General features: G+C 42.4%; 12 protein-coding genes and 1 pseudogene. 9 read left to right on the top strand and 4 right to left on the bottom strand.

Annotation, left to right across the window (positions count from 1 at the left end; genetic code table 11):
• Positions 1-43: 43 nt before the first annotated feature.
• Positions 44-901, bottom strand: a complete 858-nt coding sequence (gene focA, locus C5470_RS01875; RefSeq protein ID WP_166285474.1) for a formate transporter FocA — start codon at positions 899-901, stop codon at positions 44-46.
• Between the two features lie 325 nt (positions 902-1226).
• Entirely contained in the window at positions 1227-2990 is a 1764-nt protein-coding gene (gene ycaO, locus C5470_RS01870; protein ID WP_166285472.1) for a 30S ribosomal protein S12 methylthiotransferase accessory factor YcaO, read from the bottom strand.
• 139 nt (positions 2991-3129) lie between these two features.
• On the opposite strand from ycaO, the gene ansB reads away from it, so the two are divergent.
• From ansB to C5470_RS01830, 8 genes and pseudogenes are all read left to right on the top strand, one after another.
• On the top strand, positions 3130-4173 hold the full coding sequence (ansB, locus tag C5470_RS01865) for an L-asparaginase 2 (RefSeq protein ID WP_166285469.1): 1044 nt from the start codon (positions 3130-3132) through the stop codon (positions 4171-4173).
• A gap of 233 nt (positions 4174-4406) precedes the next feature.
• On the top strand, positions 4407-5495 hold the full coding sequence (gene serC / locus C5470_RS01860) for a 3-phosphoserine/phosphohydroxythreonine transaminase (RefSeq protein ID WP_166285467.1): 1089 nt from the start codon (positions 4407-4409) through the stop codon (positions 5493-5495).
• Between the two features lie 127 nt (positions 5496-5622).
• On the top strand, positions 5623-6909 hold the full coding sequence (aroA, locus tag C5470_RS01855; RefSeq protein WP_166285465.1) for a 3-phosphoshikimate 1-carboxyvinyltransferase: 1287 nt from the start codon (positions 5623-5625) through the stop codon (positions 6907-6909).
• Positions 6910-7089: 180 nt separating this feature from the next.
• Positions 7090-7782 (top strand): (d)CMP kinase, encoded by a 693-nt coding sequence (gene cmk, locus C5470_RS01850; protein WP_166285463.1) that lies wholly within the window; start codon positions 7090-7092, stop codon positions 7780-7782.
• Positions 7783-7953: 171 nt separating this feature from the next.
• Complete coding sequence (gene rpsA / locus C5470_RS01845) at positions 7954-9627, top strand: 30S ribosomal protein S1 (RefSeq protein ID WP_036848559.1); 1674 nt, start codon at positions 7954-7956, stop codon at positions 9625-9627.
• Positions 9628-9697: 70 nt separating this feature from the next.
• Complete coding sequence (gene ihfB, locus C5470_RS01840) at positions 9698-9982, top strand: integration host factor subunit beta (RefSeq protein ID WP_021325190.1); 285 nt, start codon at positions 9698-9700, stop codon at positions 9980-9982.
• Positions 9983-10443: 461 nt separating this feature from the next.
• Positions 10444-11577 (top strand): annotated as a pseudogene (locus tag C5470_RS01835) (S-type pyocin domain-containing protein); the annotation flags it as partial.
• An 86-nt stretch (positions 11578-11663) separates the two neighbouring features.
• Positions 11664-12131 (top strand): DUF6392 family protein, encoded by a 468-nt coding sequence (locus tag C5470_RS01830; RefSeq protein ID WP_166285459.1) that lies wholly within the window; start codon positions 11664-11666, stop codon positions 12129-12131.
• Between the two features lie 473 nt (positions 12132-12604).
• Here the strand turns inward: C5470_RS01830 and C5470_RS01825 are convergent, their stop codons facing one another.
• Both C5470_RS01825 and C5470_RS01820 read right to left on the bottom strand, forming a co-directional pair.
• Positions 12605-13240, bottom strand: a complete 636-nt coding sequence (locus tag C5470_RS01825; RefSeq protein ID WP_166285457.1) for a LysE family translocator — start codon at positions 13238-13240, stop codon at positions 12605-12607.
• 4 nt (positions 13241-13244) lie between these two features.
• Positions 13245-14057: a 2OG-Fe(II) oxygenase family protein gene (locus tag C5470_RS01820; RefSeq protein WP_166285455.1), complete on the bottom strand. Its 813-nt coding sequence runs from the start codon at positions 14055-14057 to the stop codon at positions 13245-13247.
• Positions 14058-14612: 555 nt separating this feature from the next.
• On the opposite strand from C5470_RS01820, the gene C5470_RS01815 reads away from it, so the two are divergent.
• The gene (locus C5470_RS01815; protein ID WP_166285453.1) at positions 14613-16949 is read left to right on the top strand and encodes a ComEC family protein; all 2337 of its coding nucleotides are present in this window, start codon (positions 14613-14615) and stop codon (positions 16947-16949) included.
• Positions 16950-16962 lie beyond the last annotated feature (13 nt).

The following is a 16962-nucleotide window of genomic DNA, read 5'->3' as shown; positions in this document are numbered from 1 at the left end:
CTTTTAATAATCGAACTTTTGAGAAACCCGGCGAGGGAGCTAATTAATGTTTTTGCTCGCTACGCAGATAAATTAACCAGTAAGTCAACCCCACCAAAATTGCGCCCCCGATAATGTTACCGATAGTGACCGGAATTAAATTGTCAGTAACAAAGTGTAAAATGGTGAGTTGGGAAAATTGTTCAGGTGTTGCTCCCACATTGATCCAGAATTCAGTTGGGGCGAAATGCTTAATAACGATACCAAGCGGAATTAAAAACATGTTAGCGATACTGTGCTCAAAACCGCTGGCGACAAACATGCCTACAGGCAAAATCATGACAAATATTTTGTCGATTAAACTACGTCCGGCATAACTCATCCAAACGGCGAGACAAACCATCAGATTGGCGAGAACGCCTAAAAACAGGGCTTCAATAAACGTGTGGTGTACTTTATGGTCAGCCGTTTGCAGTACATTTAGGCCCCATAATCCGTTAGCAACATTATATTGACCGGCAAACCATATCACCGCGACAAAAAATAGCGCGCCAATCAAATTACCTAAATAAACGTTAATCCAGTTTTTAAACATTTGGTTCCAGGTTATCCGCCCGGTTGCTTTAGCAATAATTGTGAGCACCGTGGAAGTAAACAGGTCTGCTCCACAAACGACAACTAACATTAATCCGAGGGAGAAACAGATTCCGCCAACTAATTTTGCCAGCCCATAAGGGATAGAGGCGGTTCCTGTGGTGGCGGTAATATAAAAGACAAACGCAATAGAAATAAAAACCCCGGCAGTGATGGCTGATATATAGGTTATTGCAGGATGTTTGGTGGTTTTATAAACACCCATATCATCGGCGATTTGTGTCATTACAGCAGGTGGCAATAAGTTAAAAGGGTTGTCAGCTCGCATACTAACATTCTCTTTGTTATGCATTAGTTATTGTACGTAATGATAGTAACAAAGGCTCAAGGGAGTAAATTTGATATAGATCATAATACTCAGAAAGCTAATGTTGTTTTGATGGGGTTGAATAGATAAAATGCTAATGAATTTATTGAGTTACATGAATTAAATTTTTTTTAAATTTTATTGTATTTTTTTATTTTCTTATCGGAAGGCAATTTTATAAGTAAAAATTCAGGTTAAGTTGTTATTTATTTGTTATTTTAAATAAACTTAATTTAACCCGAATTTTACTTTTAATAATGAATTATCTTTTCAGCCAAATTGAATGTTATTTGGCATTCCAGAAATGATATTTGGCTTTTTGCAGCTTCTCATAAGCGGCTAATAAAGCTTGATGAGCAGACAGAGATTTTAAATCTGAATCAATTGACCACAGGCCATAAAAACATGTTTCACCGGCAACAGCCGCTGACGCTGCTTCAACAGCATTCTGCCCGTACATTTTTATGAATGCCGGGTAATATTGCGAAGGCGCTTTATCCGCTTCTAAAGCAAGTAAAAGCAATGTTTGCAGACAGCGATAATAGTTAGCCCGTTCAGCCGTAAAGATTGAGGCGTTAAAATCTTGGGTCCATTCTACCCAAATCAGCGCTTGTTCCAGATCACCACCCGCCAGCGCCAACATGGATTTCAGTTCACCAATACGTAAATTGCTCCAGCCATTGTCTTTACCAACAGCAATGCCAAGTAGTTCACGGACACGGGTAAAATCGTCCAGACCTTCTTCATCTAATTGCTCAAGCAGGGCCAGATATTCTGCCGGTTGCCATTGACTATCCGGTAGCGCAAATAAAATTTCACGCAGATGAATCCCCATAGTGTTATTGGCAATATGCAAATCTTCCACAGGATAAATATCAGACATACCTGGTACCAGAATACGGCAAGCATAAACACCAAGGTGCTCGTAGTCAGCAATATAAACTTCCGCATCCAGTTGTTTGAAGATAGCCATCAAGGTGGTAAATTCTTCTTCTGTGGTACCACTGAAATTCCAGTCAGCAAATGCATAATCAGCATCTTGTTTGAATAGATCCCAACTGATTAATCCGCTCGAATCAATAAAGTGCGTTTCCAGATTGGTGTGTTCCGCAACTTCTTCATTATCGAAAGTGGGGGCATTGAACACATCCAAATCTTTTAGACTGCGGCCTTGCAACAGTTCGGTAACTGTACGTTCCAGTGCCACACCAAATTCAGGATGAGCACCAAAAGAGGCGAAACAGGTCCCATTATTGGGATTAAACAGAACCACACAAATAACCGGAAATTGCCCACCAAGAGAAGCGTCATAACAATAGAGCGGGAAACCTTCATCCTGTAATTTGTTAACCGCTTCAACAACCCCAGGATAACGATTCATCACTTCTTGGGGAATTTCTGGCAGGCTGATGCCTTCTGCGATAATCCGGTTTTTTACATAGCGTTCAAAAACTTCTGATAACCCCTGAACTCTGGCTTCATTCACTGTGTTGCCTGCTGACATCCCATTGGAAACATAAAGATTGCCAATAATATTCATTGGAATATAAACAGTATGATGATCAGATTGACGGGTAAACGGCAGTGAGCAGATACCACGCTCTCCATTACCTGATTGCAAATCAACTAACTGACTTGCACATAAGTCATTCTCCGGATTGTAAAATTGACGTAACCGGGTATCCAGAATGCCTTCCGGCAGGGAGTCATCATCCGGTAAAGCAAACCATTTTTCATTGGGGTAATGGACAAACTCACCGTTAGCGATAGCCTGTCCTAAATAGAAATCAGCAAAAAAATAGTTGGTTGACAGACGTTCAAAATATTCCCCTAAAGCAGAAGCTAAAGCGGCTTTTTTACTTGCACCTTTACCGTTGGTAAAACATAAAGGGCAATCATGGTCACGGATATGCACTGACCAGACATGAGGGACCGGATTCAGCCAGGAGGCTTCTTCAATATTAAAGCCAAGATGTTGCAGTTTTTGTTGAAAGCTATTGATCGAATCTTCCAGGGCGGCGTCTTTGCCGGGAATGAAGGTTTGCGTCATGATATTCACTTATGAGAGCTCATTACAAGACGTTCATCATACGAGTTTTTTTTCAGTAGCTAAAGTCTGGTATGCATTGCAGATTTACTGATATCATTATTCATAACCAAATGGGATATTTTTTATTAAGGAAAGCAGTATGAAAAAGATGAAACACACAGTTTTAGCCAGTTTATTGGCATTAATCAGCGGCTCTGCTGTTGCTTTGCCAAATATTACGCTTTTAGCAACAGGAGGAACGATTGCAGGTGGGGGCAAATCTGCAACAGAATCCAATTATGTTGCTGGAAAAGTGGGTATTGATGTATTAGTCAATGCTGTTCCTGGAATCAAAGATATCGCCAACCTGAAAGGTGAGCAGGTGTTTAGTATTGGCTCACAAGATATGAATGATCAGGTGTGGCTGACACTGGCGAAAAAAATCAACGCAGATTGTGACAAGACCGATGGTTTTGTTATCACACACGGTACAGACACAATGGAAGAAACGGCTTACTTCCTCGATCTGACGACCCAATGCCAGAAACCGATTGTTATGGTTGGTGCAATGCGCCCATCTACGGCGCTTGGTGCTGATGGCCCATTAAATCTGTATAACGCTGTGGTGGTTGCCGGTGATAAAGAATCAGCCAACCGTGGTGTGTTGATGGCAATGAATGATGCTGTTATCAGCGGGCGTACCGTGGTGAAAATGAGTACGACTGAAGTTCAGGCGTTCCAGCCAATTAATGCTGGTGCTGAAGGTTTTGTTCATAATGGCAAAGTCAATTATTACACTGAAGCGAAGCCGAGAGCGGACAAGGCTATTTTCGATGTCAGCAAACTGGATAAGCTGCCAAAAGTCGGCATTGTTTATAACTATGCGAATGCTTCTGATCTGCCAGCGAAAGCACTACTAAATGATGGCTATCAAGGGATTGTCAGCGCCGGTGTGGGCAACGGTAATATGTACAAAGCGATTTTCGATACCCTGGCTAAAGCCGCTAAAGAGGGGGTTGTGGTCGTGAGAGCAAGCCGTGTACCGGTAGGATATGTCACTCAGGATGCGGAAGTGGATGATAGCAAATATGGTTTTGTGGCATCTGAACGCTTGAATCCGCAAAAGGCCAGAGTGCTTTTACAATTAGCACTGACTAAAACTCATGATCCGGTAAAAATTCACGAGATGTTTGTTAAATATTGAGTTAGCGTTCCCTGATTGTTTGGGGTGATAAAAAGTTAAGTGTGGGCGCTGTAAAATACAGCGCCTTGGATGTGTTGTTTTCCCCACCACATTATCATTACGTCATCAATACATGTTATTTTTCGTTTATCTTTATTCCGCTATTCAATAACCATTGCAGCAATGAAAGGGGAATGATACAACCGATATATCAGATTGTTATTATTATCATTTCGTCAGATGGAGTGAAGTAAATGAGTCAGGTATATAATTTCAGTGCAGGCCCAGCAATGTTACCGGTTGAAGTATTGCGCAGAGCAGAACAGGAACTCTGTAACTGGCATGGTATCGGGACTTCGATTATGGAAATCAGTCACCGCAGTAAGGAATTCATTGCTGTAGCAAAGGAAGCAGAACAGGATCTGCGGGATTTATTGTCAGTACCTGAAAATTATAAGGTATTGTTTTGCCACGGTGGTGCCCGCGGTCAATTTGCGGCTATCCCAATGAACTTTTTGGGTGACAATGTTAAAGCCGATTATATTGATGGCGGTTACTGGGCTGAATGTGCAGTCAAAGAAGTAGAAAGATATTGCACGCCGAATGTGATTAATATCAAAACCGAAATTAATGGCTTGAAAGGCGTTAAGCCAATGAGTGAATGGTCATTAAGCAATGATGCGGCTTATGTCCATTATTGCCCGAATGAAACCATTGATGGTATCGCCATTCATGAAAATCCAGATTTTGATGATAATAAAGTTATTATTGCGGATTACTCTTCCTCTATTCTTTCCGGGCCGTTGGATATCAGCCGTTATGGTATGATTTATGCCGGAGCGCAGAAAAATATTGGTCCGGCGGGGCTCACCCTGGTTATTGTTCGAGAAGATTTATTAGGTAAAGCCCGTAAAGAAACACCGTCGATTTTTGATTATACCGTTCTGGCGGAGTGTGACTCCATGTTCAACACACCGCCAACTTTTGCCTGGTATCTCTCCGGCTTGGTCTTCAAGTGGCTGAAAGGGCAAGGCGGGGTACAAGAAATGGCAAAACGTAATCAGGCCAAAGCCGGGCTGCTTTATCATGCCATTGATAACAGTGATTTCTACCGTAACCAGATTGCTCCTGAAAATCGTTCCCTGATGAATGTACCGTTTCAGATGGCAGATGCTTCACTGGACAGGAAATTTCTGGCAGAAGCAGAGGCTCAGGGATTACAGGCACTGAAAGGACACCGTGTTTCCGGCGGTATGCGTGCTTCTATTTATAATGCTATGCCGATAGAAGGCGTTCAGGCTTTGGTTGATTTTATGGTTGATTTTGAACGCCGTAACGGCTGACTTGCCAACCATGACCGGGAACAAACGTTCCCGGAATATTCAGGGTTAAGGAAATATTTCCTCAAACGTAAAAATATCTCACTTATACTTAAAATAATTTCATTGAGAATCGGAGATCCTGTTATTTATGCAATCCCTGACGCTACAACCTATTTTCTCTATTAATGGAACTATTAACCTGCCAGGGTCAAAAAGCGTTTCCAACCGAGCACTATTATTGGCGGCTTTCGCCAAAGGCACAACCTGTCTGACTAACTTGCTGGATAGTGATGATATCCGCCATATGCTCAATGCCTTGACAGTATTGGGGGTCAGCTATCGTCTGTCTGATGATCGTACCTGTTGTGAAGTTGACGGTATGGGGGGGGTGATTACCAGTAAAGGGCCGGTGGAACTGTTTCTTGGTAATGCGGGCACGGCAATGCGCCCATTAGCTGCTGCTTTATGTCTTGGTAAAAATGACGTCATTCTCACTGGCGAACCCCGGATGAAAGAGCGCCCGATTGGTCATCTTGTGGATGCTTTGCGTCAGGGGGGCGCAGAAATTGATTATCTGGAGCAGGAAAATTATCCGCCGTTACACATTAAAGGCGGTTTTATTGGCGGTAAAGTGACCGTAGATGGCTGTGTTTCCAGTCAGTTTCTGACTGCATTGCTAATGACTGCGCCATTGGCGGAAAATGATTCTGAAATTCATATTCAGGGTGAATTGGTTTCCAAACCTTATATTGATATCACTTTGGCACTAATGAAAAGTTTCGGAATTACCGTAAGTCACGATCAATATCAGGTTTTCCATATTAAAGGCTGGCAGCAATACCACTCTCCGGGTCACTATCTGGTTGAAGGTGATGCGTCTTCTGCTTCCTATTTTCTGGCGGCGGCGGCAATCAAAGGTGGCAGTGTGCGTGTGACTGGAATTGGTAAAAACAGCCTTCAGGGGGATACCAAATTTGCCAATGTACTGGAAAAAATGGGGGCGAAAATTCGCTGGGGTGATGACTTCGTTGAATGTAAACGTGGTACCCTGACTGGCATTGATATGGATATGAATGCGATCCCTGATGCCGCGATGACAATCGCCACGACCGCGCTGTTTGCGGAAGGGGAGACCGTTATTCGCAATATTTACAACTGGCGGGTAAAAGAGACAGACCGGCTCCATGCAATGGCAACTGAATTGCGTAAAGTGGGTGCGGAGGTGGAAGAAGGGGAAGATTACATCCGGATTACACCGCCACAAAGATTACTACCGGCTGAAATTGGCACCTACAATGATCACCGCATGGCAATGTGCTTCTCGCTGGTGGCCTTGTCTGATACACCGGTTACTATCCTCGATCCAGGTTGTACAGCAAAAACCTTCCCGGATTATTTCAATCAATTGGAAAGATTGAGCCAGCGGAAGTCATAACTGGCGACGATTGTGACTCAATAAAGCGTATTTCTTTGATCAAAACCTATTTACAGTAGAATCCGCTTATTTCGCTTCCCCTTTGAGGGCGTATAATAAACTACAGATATTGATTGTTTTATTGAGTAAATATTCAGCATCTGGCGAAGAATGAATTCGCCATGCGAAAGGAGAACAATAATGGTGGCGATAGCCCCAGTAGTAACTGTTGATGGACCAAGTGGCGCGGGTAAAGGCACTTTATGTCAGGCGCTGGCGGAAGCTTTAGGCTGGCAACTGCTTGATTCAGGTGCTATTTATCGGGTATTGGCGCTGGCGGCGATTCATCATCAGGTGGATATCCGGTCTGAAGACGCGTTAGTTCCTTTGGCGGCTAATCTTGATGTCCGTTTTGTCCCGAAAAAAGGGAAGCTAAGTGTAATACTTGAGGGTGAAGACGTCAGCAATGAAATCCGTACCGAAACGGTGGGAAATACCGCTTCGCAGGCAGCTGCTTTTCCTCGGGTTCGTGAAGCGTTGTTACGGCGTCAACGTGCTTTTCGCATTACTCCGGGTTTGATTGCTGATGGTCGGGATATGGGAACGGTGGTGTTTTCTGATGCGCCGGTGAAAATATTCCTTGATGCCAGCGCAGAAGAACGTGCGCGCAGACGTATGCTACAGTTGCAGGAAAAGGGCTTTAGTGTTAACTTTGAACGTCTTTTATCCGAGATACAGGAACGTGATTATCGCGACCGTAACCGGACAGTTGCACCGTTAGCGCCCGCTGAAGACGCATTAATATTGGACTCAACCAGTATGTCTATCGAAGAAGTTATCGATAAAGCGCTAAATTATGTGAAAAAAACACTTTCATTACCTAAGCAATTTTAAGTTTTTAGCTTATAATTGATGGTGATGTACTGAAAATTAGGTACGTGGGCTAAAAAATTTTCCCACAAACCAAACAACCTTGTCACAGGGAATAGTGACAGGGCATGTAAAACAACCCCATTCGGCGGGAAGCTAAGTGGACGTTAAATTGAAATCTTGAAGATCATTAACATGACAGAATCTTTTGCTCAACTCTTTGAAGAATCCCTGCTATCTATTGAAACTCGTCCAGGTGCTATCGTTCGCGGCATCGTTGTTGCTATCGATAAAGACGTTGTATTAGTTGACGCGGGTCTGAAATCAGAATCTGCTATTCCTGTAGAACAGTTCAAAAATGTTCAGGGTGAGCTGGAAATCCAGGTCGGTGATGAAATTGATGTTGCGCTAGACGCTGTTGAAGATGGTTTCGGTGAAACTGTTCTGTCCCGTGAGAAAGCAAAACGCCATGAAGCGTGGCTGATGCTGGAAAAAGCTTACGAAGAAGCAGAAACTGTTACCGGCATCATCAACGGCAAAGTGAAGGGCGGCTTTACTGTCGAACTGAACGGTATCCGTGCATTCCTGCCTGGTTCTCTGGTTGATGTTCGTCCAGTTCGTGATACGACTCACCTGGAAGGTAAAGAGCTTGAGTTTAAAGTCATCAAACTGGATCAGAAACGCAACAACGTAGTTGTTTCCCGTCGTGCTGTTATTGAATCTGAAAACAGCGCAGAACGTGATCAACTGCTGGAAAACCTGCAAGAAGGTATGGAAGTTAAAGGTATCGTTAAGAACCTGACTGACTACGGTGCATTTGTTGATCTGGGCGGCGTTGATGGCTTGCTGCACATTACTGATATGGCTTGGAAACGTGTTAAACATCCAAGTGAAATCGTCAATGTGGGCGATGAAATCGCAGTAAAAGTACTGAAATTCGACCGTGAGCGTACCCGCGTATCTCTGGGCCTGAAACAACTGGGCGAAGATCCATGGGTGGCAATTGCTAAGCGTTACCCAGAAGGGACTAAACTGACTGGCCGCGTGACTAACTTGACTGATTACGGCTGCTTCGTAGAAATCGAAGAAGGCGTTGAAGGTCTGGTACACGTTTCAGAAATGGACTGGACCAACAAAAACATCCACCCATCCAAAGTTGTTAATGTTGGTGACGTTGTGGAAGTTATGGTTCTGGATATCGACGAAGAACGCCGTCGTATCTCCCTGGGCCTGAAACAGTGTAAAGCTAATCCATGGCAGCTGTTTGCTGAAACTCACAACAAAAATGACCGTGTTGAAGGTAAAATCAAGTCCATCACTGACTTCGGTATCTTCATTGGTCTGGATGGCGGCATCGACGGTTTGGTTCACCTGTCTGACATCTCCTGGAACGTTACCGGTGAAGAAGCCGTTCGTGAATACAAAAAAGGCGACGAAATTGCCGCAGTTGTACTGCAAGTTGACGCAGAGCGTGAGCGTATCTCTCTGGGCATCAAGCAACTGGCGGAAGATCCATTCAATAACTACCTGTCTGTAAACAAGAAGGGTGCTATTGTTAATGGTAAAGTTACCGCGGTTGATGCTAAAGGCGCTACAGTAGAACTGGCTGACGGAGTTGAAGGTTACCTGCGTGCATCAGAAGCTTCTCGTGACCGTGTTGAAGATGCAACTCTGGTTCTGAACGTTGGCGATGCAGTTGAAGCTAAATATACTGGTGTTGATCGCAAAAACCGTGTAATCAACCTGTCTGTTCGCGCTAAAGACGAAGCTGATGAAAAAGACGCTATTGCTTCTGTGAACAAACAAGAAGACACAAACTTTGCTAACAACGCAATGGCTGAAGCTTTCAAAGCAGCTAAAGGCGAGTAATTAGAGTTAATAACGGTGGATAACACATCACATTCGTGTTATCCAAGTACGGTAGTTTAGGGAGGTACTAATGACCAAGTCTGAATTAATCGAAAGACTTGCTGGCCAGCAATCTCATATTTCGGCCAAAACCGTTGAAGATGCAGTGAAAGAAATGCTCGACCATATGGCAATAACATTGGCAGATGGTGAGCGTATAGAGGTGCGCGGATTCGGCAGTTTTTCTCTTCACTACCGTGCCGCGCGCGTAGGTCGTAACCCTAAAACGGGTGATAAAGTGGAACTGGAAGGTAAATATGTTCCCCACTTTAAACCTGGCAAAGAGTTACGTGATCGCGTGAATATCTACGATTAAGTTTGAAGATAACAAGTTATTGCTTATTCTAAACAGCACCTTTGGGTGCTGTTTTAGATTAATAACAAAGTGTTGACCTTTTGGTCAGCGTTTTGATTCTAATAAGGCTCATACAAAAAGAGCTGATTATTATGTTAAGAAAACCTGCCTCCATAATCTTGTCAATCTGACATGATTTCCCCAAAAAATCATTTGGTACATAAAACCGATGTTGCCATTGATTTTAAATTCATTTGTGATTCCCTCCTTTACTGAAAAATTGTATCCAAATTGTTACGAGATATGATGAATTACCAGAATCAATCAACCTCATTTCTATAATTTTCGGAATATTCCTATGTCTTTCTAAGTGAAATCTATTGCAGTGTTGATCATATATTAGCCTATAAGTGATAAGAATATGATGATAATTTCAGTTAGGCACACTCTTCATGTGGTAAACCAATGGAGAGGCGAATAGGATGGCAAAGGGCTATTATCTGCTCGTTGGTGATAAAACGACCTGTGGTGGAGTCATTATCACTGGTGACCAGACCATCACATTTAACGGGCGGGCAACCGCGCGTGAAGGGGATCACGTCACCTGTGGTAAACATTCCGGTACTTACATTATTGCCGGGGGTGTACCCAGTATGTTTAGCATGGGACGACGATTGGCGGGCACATTAGATAGTGTCAGCACCTGCCCCTGTCGGGCCCGGCTGATTAATTTCGTGATGGACAGCTATGAGAAGCAGGATGAGTCTGCTGACCGGGCTGTCGCACCGACTAATATGGTGGTGCAGAATTTCTCTTCGCCGGTGAAGGAAACGGGCAGCGTTCAACCCGAACCACTAGTGACGCAGGCTCCGCCGCCCCTGATACCGGTGTTTACCAAATCCTGCCAGCGGGGCAAAGGCTGTACGGATGCCGGAACCGAGGCTGAACCTGCTGATAACTTCGGGCGAATGGCGGTATATCAGGTGCCGTCATCTTCCGCTCCGATAACGGCGCAAAAGCCTGAGCCTCCTCCTCAGGGCAAGAAATACCCGCCAGAACCGGATAAGCCGCAGGATAAAAAATTGCCGTGGTATAAGCGGTGGTTTAGCGGTGGAAAAGCGGAGGTCGAAGCGGCTGCTACGGCAGTGGCGGCCACCACCCGCAGCGTGGTAGCGGATGGTGAAGCGCGGGTGATGCGTTACATTGGCGGGAGTGTTATCAGCTCCGGGCGCTGGCTGGCGGCCCCAAATCCGTTGACGGTCGGGTTAATGGGATTGTTTTATTCACCGAGGCTGAATGAAGGTGAAGAGGACTACTTAAACCGCTATCGTCTTAGTGAGATTGCTGAACAGTTTGGTCAAGCCCCGACGCGTGTGCGTTTCTGCTGGATAAGAGATGAAAAAAGCGGCAGGATGACAGTTCAGGGGTATCACGTTAGCCCGGAAAGTGGTCTGGATAAAGTACCGGTTCGTATGATGACACTGAATCGGACCACCGGTAATTATGAATTCTGGGAGCCGGGAGAAAATCGGCCAACGATATTATGGACGCCGAACGAACAGGAATTTCAGGTTTCAGCCCATATTGATAGAGACTTTGAGGCAATAACTCCAGCATTAAAGGATTATGGTGCATCAGAAGCGCAACTTAAAAATGCTCGGGCAAAAATGCACGAACTTAATGAAGAACAGGGGCTATATAAATGACAATCAACGTAGAGGCATTAATAAACAGTCTGGGGAAGTCTTATCAGGAAATTTTTAATGAAGGATTAATCCCTTATAAAACGAAACCAACAGGATACCCTGGAGATCCAGATATTACTTTAAATATGGCTAAAGAGGGTATGCATTTAGCTTTTAAAAGAGATGGTAAGGTTTTATTTGCTGTAGAGCTTTTTCTGCTTGATCAGAAGAGACCCTTATACCAATTCCCTAATGAATTACCTTCTCCTTTGAAGTCCTTAATGTCTAGGAAATGGGTTCACGAGCAGTTTGGTAAGCCTGAAAAGGTTCTTCCGCCGCGAAAATTTCTCAAGAAAGATGTTGGCTGGACAGAACTGTATACGCTACTGGATTTTCGGATACCAACCAGTATGCAGGTTGATTATGACCTGTTTGGGCATGTTGATTCTGTAATGTTTTTATCCACATCAGAAGTGCGTTGGTAGTCAATAATAGAGGGGCGGTTCTTTTTGAAAGCCAATTCATTTGCGAACAGTTTGAAAAACAAAATCGTAGATGAATTGGTTTAATCAAGAGCTGGGGTTATATAAATAAAGGCGACCAACTTCATTGGATAGTGGCTAACAAACCACTATCCATGTTTAGCATGTTTTTTTCACTGTAGGGCATATCTTGAGTATGAATAATGATAACGAAATGATTTTCTTATCATTTTTTGAGAAAATAATATACTGATTGAGATAACATTAACTTTAATTGTTCATAAATGACCTGATATTATATTTCATAATGAATTTTTCTCTCTTTTGATCAACGATAAGTGATGAGACTATCGTGATTATTTTAATTTCAGCTTTTTCTAAGTACAGGTACAGAAATTTTTAATTATGCCTGAGGATATCCATGACTTTCGTTTGATCAAGAATTTTATTCATTCCTCAGGCACTGCGTTTCCTGCTTAAGAAAAATGCAGATTGAATAATGTTATTGAATATGAAAAGAAATAGATCCCAAGCATAATCAAAATGACTCCACTGGTATAATTAATAAATTTAATAACACGATGACTGAGCATTTTCCTGGAGAAAAATATAACAGCATTAATCAATGCCACCCAAAATATAACACCAATAATTGTACCTGACGCACCAATAGCTAAACTGTATTTACCTGATGTAATATTGTTGAGTTGCGCACTGACAGACAACCAGAAAATAACATTATACGGATTTAAGAGTGTTAATAATACACCATCAAAAAATTGCCTGTGATAGGGCTTTCGTATGATATTTCTGTTTTCTTCTTTTTTCTTATTTAGAAAACTGGTAATACCAAACCAAATGACGATTAACGCACCTAAAAAACCCAGAATAGGCATAAAAATAGTATTAGAGAATAATTGTAATACCCCGGCACCTAAAAGTAATAAATAAATTATATCGGCAAAGCAAGCACCTAAACCGAAAACCACAGCGTGAAGACAACTGATATTCAAGTGTCTGCGCATAATTTCTATATTTATAGGGCCAACGGGAGCCGCAGCTCCCAATCCTAAAAGAAAAAACGTTCCTAATGTACTCATTACATCAACCATATAATTAATTCCATAGCATAAGATGTTTATTTAGTGATAATCCAATGAAGCTTTGTAATGATATTCTACACCCATCGGAAAAACTACGAATGGCATGGGGTTTCCTGGTATTTATTATGATCAAATCTCCTTGTTCTGGTTTAATAAGGATGGAAGGCGGAAGAGTGCCTCGCCAATCATTTTCTGCATTATCTTCGATTAACTCGGTGATAGGAATTGCAGGGACATCCCACAATTCTAGCTCTCCTCCATTTACCGGCATTTTTATATATATATTTACCGAGAATTGTCCTAACAAATTGACAGATTGCTGTTGAAGTCCATCAAAATGAGGTTGTTTTTCAACCATGAAAGAGAGTTCGGGCCTTTTCATCACCCTGGCGATGCCAACGTGCATCTTTTTACCTTCAAAGTTTGCAATACTGGCACCTGCGGACCAGACTTCATCCAACTCTAAACGCAATTTATCGAAAGGAGCCAACATTGGAGCACAGAAATTTCTGACATTCCTTACTGCGGATAACGCGTTCTCAAAATATTTTTTATAACTATCGCTATCTTTGGGTTTTCCAAAGGTCGTGTTGTAGGATATACCAACTCTATCAACGCCATAATCCACAAAAATAGTTTTGTCTCCTTTTTTCAAATCATGAGGGTGAAGTTCTAGATTTTTGTGAGTGAGGAAAAAATCAGAGAGCTTGTCTGAAATATGACTATCGACATATTTTTTTACATGAATTGCTAACGCTTCATCATTAAATAGTCTAGTGAGATCATTCTCTTGTAAAGAATCAGATAAAATTATTTCATTTTTCATAAAAAAACACCTTGTTTATATTTAACATGGTTTTTCACATAAAAATAGAGTGGAAATAGTAATCTAATCTTATTCATGTTTAATCAATGCGATATTAATCACAAAAATCAGATAGTGGTTTGTGTAATTTTACCAAATTAGCATTCAATAATAGAGATAATACCTAATGGTAATAGTTTTTTATTTTACATATGGTTATTTTATTGCTTTACAGTCTTCACTAATGATTTCAAAAACAATAAATTTAATGGTAATAATAAATGGATAATATAACTTTTTGATAGCTTTGCTTGCGTGTTTGTGTCTGTAGTACAAGCATGAACTCATAATGTATTTTATTCGATATCTGTGCTGAATATAAAGGGGGGGATCAAAAACAATATGCCGGTTCCTGATTGTTTGCGAAGTTGCTCACATTTTTCTGTGAAATTACTCTTAGTCTGAAATTAATCTGCGAAGGTGTTTGATAATTCTTCTGATACCTCTGGCTGCCTTTTAAATAATAAGAAATACTTTGTTGAGTAAAATAAAAGGGTAAGGATAGGGTAAACAAGGATGTGGCTTTCAGTTTTGATAAACAGGATAACGACAAATTGGAAACAGCCTGTTCCGGTAATCAGTGTGAATCAGGTTGCGATAGCCATTATTGCCGGTATTATACCCTTGCTTTTTCTGCCTGAATTGCCGCAAAAACAGCAGATTATTGCATTGATATTATTGGCTTTATTCTGTTTGTTTTTGCCATCCTATCTTTGCCGGATGGTATCAATTTCATTGTTGGCATTTCTTATCGGATGCTGGCAGGGAAATCATCTGCTTGAACAAATAATCTATCTTAGTGAGAAAGAGTACTTATCGCAGGGAATTGTTGAGAGCTTGTCATTAGGTGATGAAGTAACTGAAGGAAAAAACAGGGTTCTCCTGCGTATTATTGCAGATGAAAATAAAATTATTTTCCCACCACTGTATATTTCTGTTTATTGGAATATTTCGCTTGAATCTCTGTGTGCCGGTCAAAAATGGCAATTAAAAATGAAATTACGGCCAGTTCATAGTCAGCTAAATCAAGCCGGTTATGATAGCCAGCGCAGGGCATTGGCTATCCGCCAGCCTCTAACCGGGAAAGTGATTCACGCTGAATTAATTGACGGGAAATGTAGCTTACGTCAGCAACTGGTCAGTCATATTGCTCCGGCTATGCGTGAATTAAAGTACAGTGGTATTGCAATGGCATTAGCATTCGGTGAGCGTCAATGGCTAAGTAAGGAGGATAACTTATTATTACAACAGACAGGCACAGCTCACCTTATGGCAATTTCAGGGTTGCATATTACCGTTGCCAGCATGTTTGGTTGGGGAATGGCAAGGGTATTGCAACTCTTCTTTCCTGTTAGCTGGATAGGGCACAAATTCCCACTGATTACCGGCTGGATAGTAGCAATGAATTATGTCTGGCTATCGGGTTGGGGAATTCCGGCTATTCGCGCATTACTTGGTTTAACTCTCTGGCTCTATTTACGCTACAGAAATATCCTGTGTTTTCCTTGGCAGTGGGCATTGTGGACAGCCGCAATTATTCTCTTATTTGATCCCCTGACTGTGCTTTCTGATAGCTTCTGGCTCTCCTTCTTTGCTGTGATGGCTTTGATGTTCTGGTTTTACTGGGCGCCGTTGACTGAGCCATTTCGTTATGGCTGGAAGTGGCTATGGCTGCGTGGGTTATATATGCAAATGGGCATGATGTTGATGCTCATTCCCCTCCAGCTATTGTTGTTTCATGGCGTTAATTTTGCCGCTTTATTTGCTAACTTTTGGGCAGTGCCAATCATCTCTTTTATTACTGTGCCGTTGATTATGTTGGCATTAATCAGCACTTTTTGCCCTGTTATTCACGCTTTATTATGGCAATTAGTCGATTACTCTGTGACCTTCTCTTTGATCCCTTTGCCAGTTTTGCAGCAGTCATGGCGTGAAACTGGCCGTTTTCCTCTATTAATCACATTTATTGGCTGGTTTATTGTCATTATCTGGCGATTCGCCTGGTGGCAATCATACAAATTACTGATTGGCATTTCTTTAGGGCTCATGCTCTGTTATCTGAGGCGTAACGAAGAATATCTATGGCGGTTTTCTATGCTTGATGTTGGGCATGGGCTGGCTGTTGTCATTGAAAAAGAGGGCAAGGCGCTGATTTTTGATACCGGTAATCGTTGGGAAACCGGCAGTATGGCCGAGAGGGTGATAATCCCTTATTTGCGTTGGCACAGATTAACGCCGGAGCAGATTATTATCAGTCATGATCACCTTGACCATTCGGGTGGGCTGGCGTTCTTACAACAAAAATATCCTGATATTTCTGTCAGAAGCCCTTTAATTAACAGTGAACATCTTCCATGTATACGTGGTGAACAGTGGCGCTGGCAGGGGTTGAGCTTCCGTGTATTATGGCCGCCGGCAAGATCATTACATGCGGGTAACAATGAATCCTGTGTCATTCGTGTAGATGATGGCAAACACAGCCTGCTTTTGACTGGGGATCTGGAAAAGCAGGGGGAATATAAGCTGCTGGGAATAGAAAAAGAGAATTTAAGATCGACGATATTGCAAGTTCCACATCATGGTAGCAACACATCATCTACGGCAGCTTTTATTCATACCGTGGCACCGCAATATGCATTGGCCTCTGTTGCACGCTATAGCCCGTGGCGACTCCCTTCGGTCAAGGTGCAGCGGCGTTATCATAAGGCTGGGGCAGAATGGCGTACTACCGCGGTGTCTGGGCAGATAACCGGTTGTTTTTATAGCGATTACGTTGAAATTGTGGGCTACAGGCAACAAATTATGTCACGTTGGTATCATCAGTGGTTTGGTATTCGTGGTGATCATGAGTAGAATAACCCGCTAT

Origin of the sequence: Photorhabdus stackebrandtii (genome assembly GCF_011189495.1) — a bacterium.
GTDB lineage: Bacteria > Pseudomonadota > Gammaproteobacteria > Enterobacterales > Enterobacteriaceae > Photorhabdus > Photorhabdus khanii.
Note: the sequence above shows the minus strand (reverse complement) of the source record. Positions and strands in the feature narration are given on the sequence as shown.

What these genes read in the sequence shown, in the direction of transcription:
- rpsA (WP_036848559.1), top strand. Translation starts at nt 7,954, where the DNA reads ATGACAGAATCTTTTGCTCAACTCTTTGAAGAATCCCTGCTATCTATT.
- C5470_RS01815 (WP_166285453.1), top strand. Translation starts at nt 14,613, where the DNA reads ATGTGGCTTTCAGTTTTGATAAACAGGATAACGACAAATTGGAAACAG.
- ansB (WP_166285469.1), top strand. Translation starts at nt 3,130, where the DNA reads ATGAAAAAGATGAAACACACAGTTTTAGCCAGTTTATTGGCATTAATC.
- C5470_RS01830 (WP_166285459.1), top strand. Translation starts at nt 11,664, where the DNA reads ATGACAATCAACGTAGAGGCATTAATAAACAGTCTGGGGAAGTCTTAT.
- C5470_RS01820 (WP_166285455.1), bottom strand. Translation starts at nt 14,057, where the DNA reads ATGAAAAATGAAATAATTTTATCTGATTCTTTACAAGAGAATGATCTC.
- serC (WP_166285467.1), top strand. Translation starts at nt 4,407, where the DNA reads ATGAGTCAGGTATATAATTTCAGTGCAGGCCCAGCAATGTTACCGGTT.
- C5470_RS01825 (WP_166285457.1), bottom strand. Translation starts at nt 13,240, where the DNA reads ATGGTTGATGTAATGAGTACATTAGGAACGTTTTTTCTTTTAGGATTG.
- cmk (WP_166285463.1), top strand. Translation starts at nt 7,090, where the DNA reads ATGGTGGCGATAGCCCCAGTAGTAACTGTTGATGGACCAAGTGGCGCG.
- focA (WP_166285474.1), bottom strand. Translation starts at nt 901, where the DNA reads ATGCGAGCTGACAACCCTTTTAACTTATTGCCACCTGCTGTAATGACA.
- aroA (WP_166285465.1), top strand. Translation starts at nt 5,623, where the DNA reads ATGCAATCCCTGACGCTACAACCTATTTTCTCTATTAATGGAACTATT.
- ycaO (WP_166285472.1), bottom strand. Translation starts at nt 2,990, where the DNA reads ATGACGCAAACCTTCATTCCCGGCAAAGACGCCGCCCTGGAAGATTCG.
- ihfB (WP_021325190.1), top strand. Translation starts at nt 9,698, where the DNA reads ATGACCAAGTCTGAATTAATCGAAAGACTTGCTGGCCAGCAATCTCAT.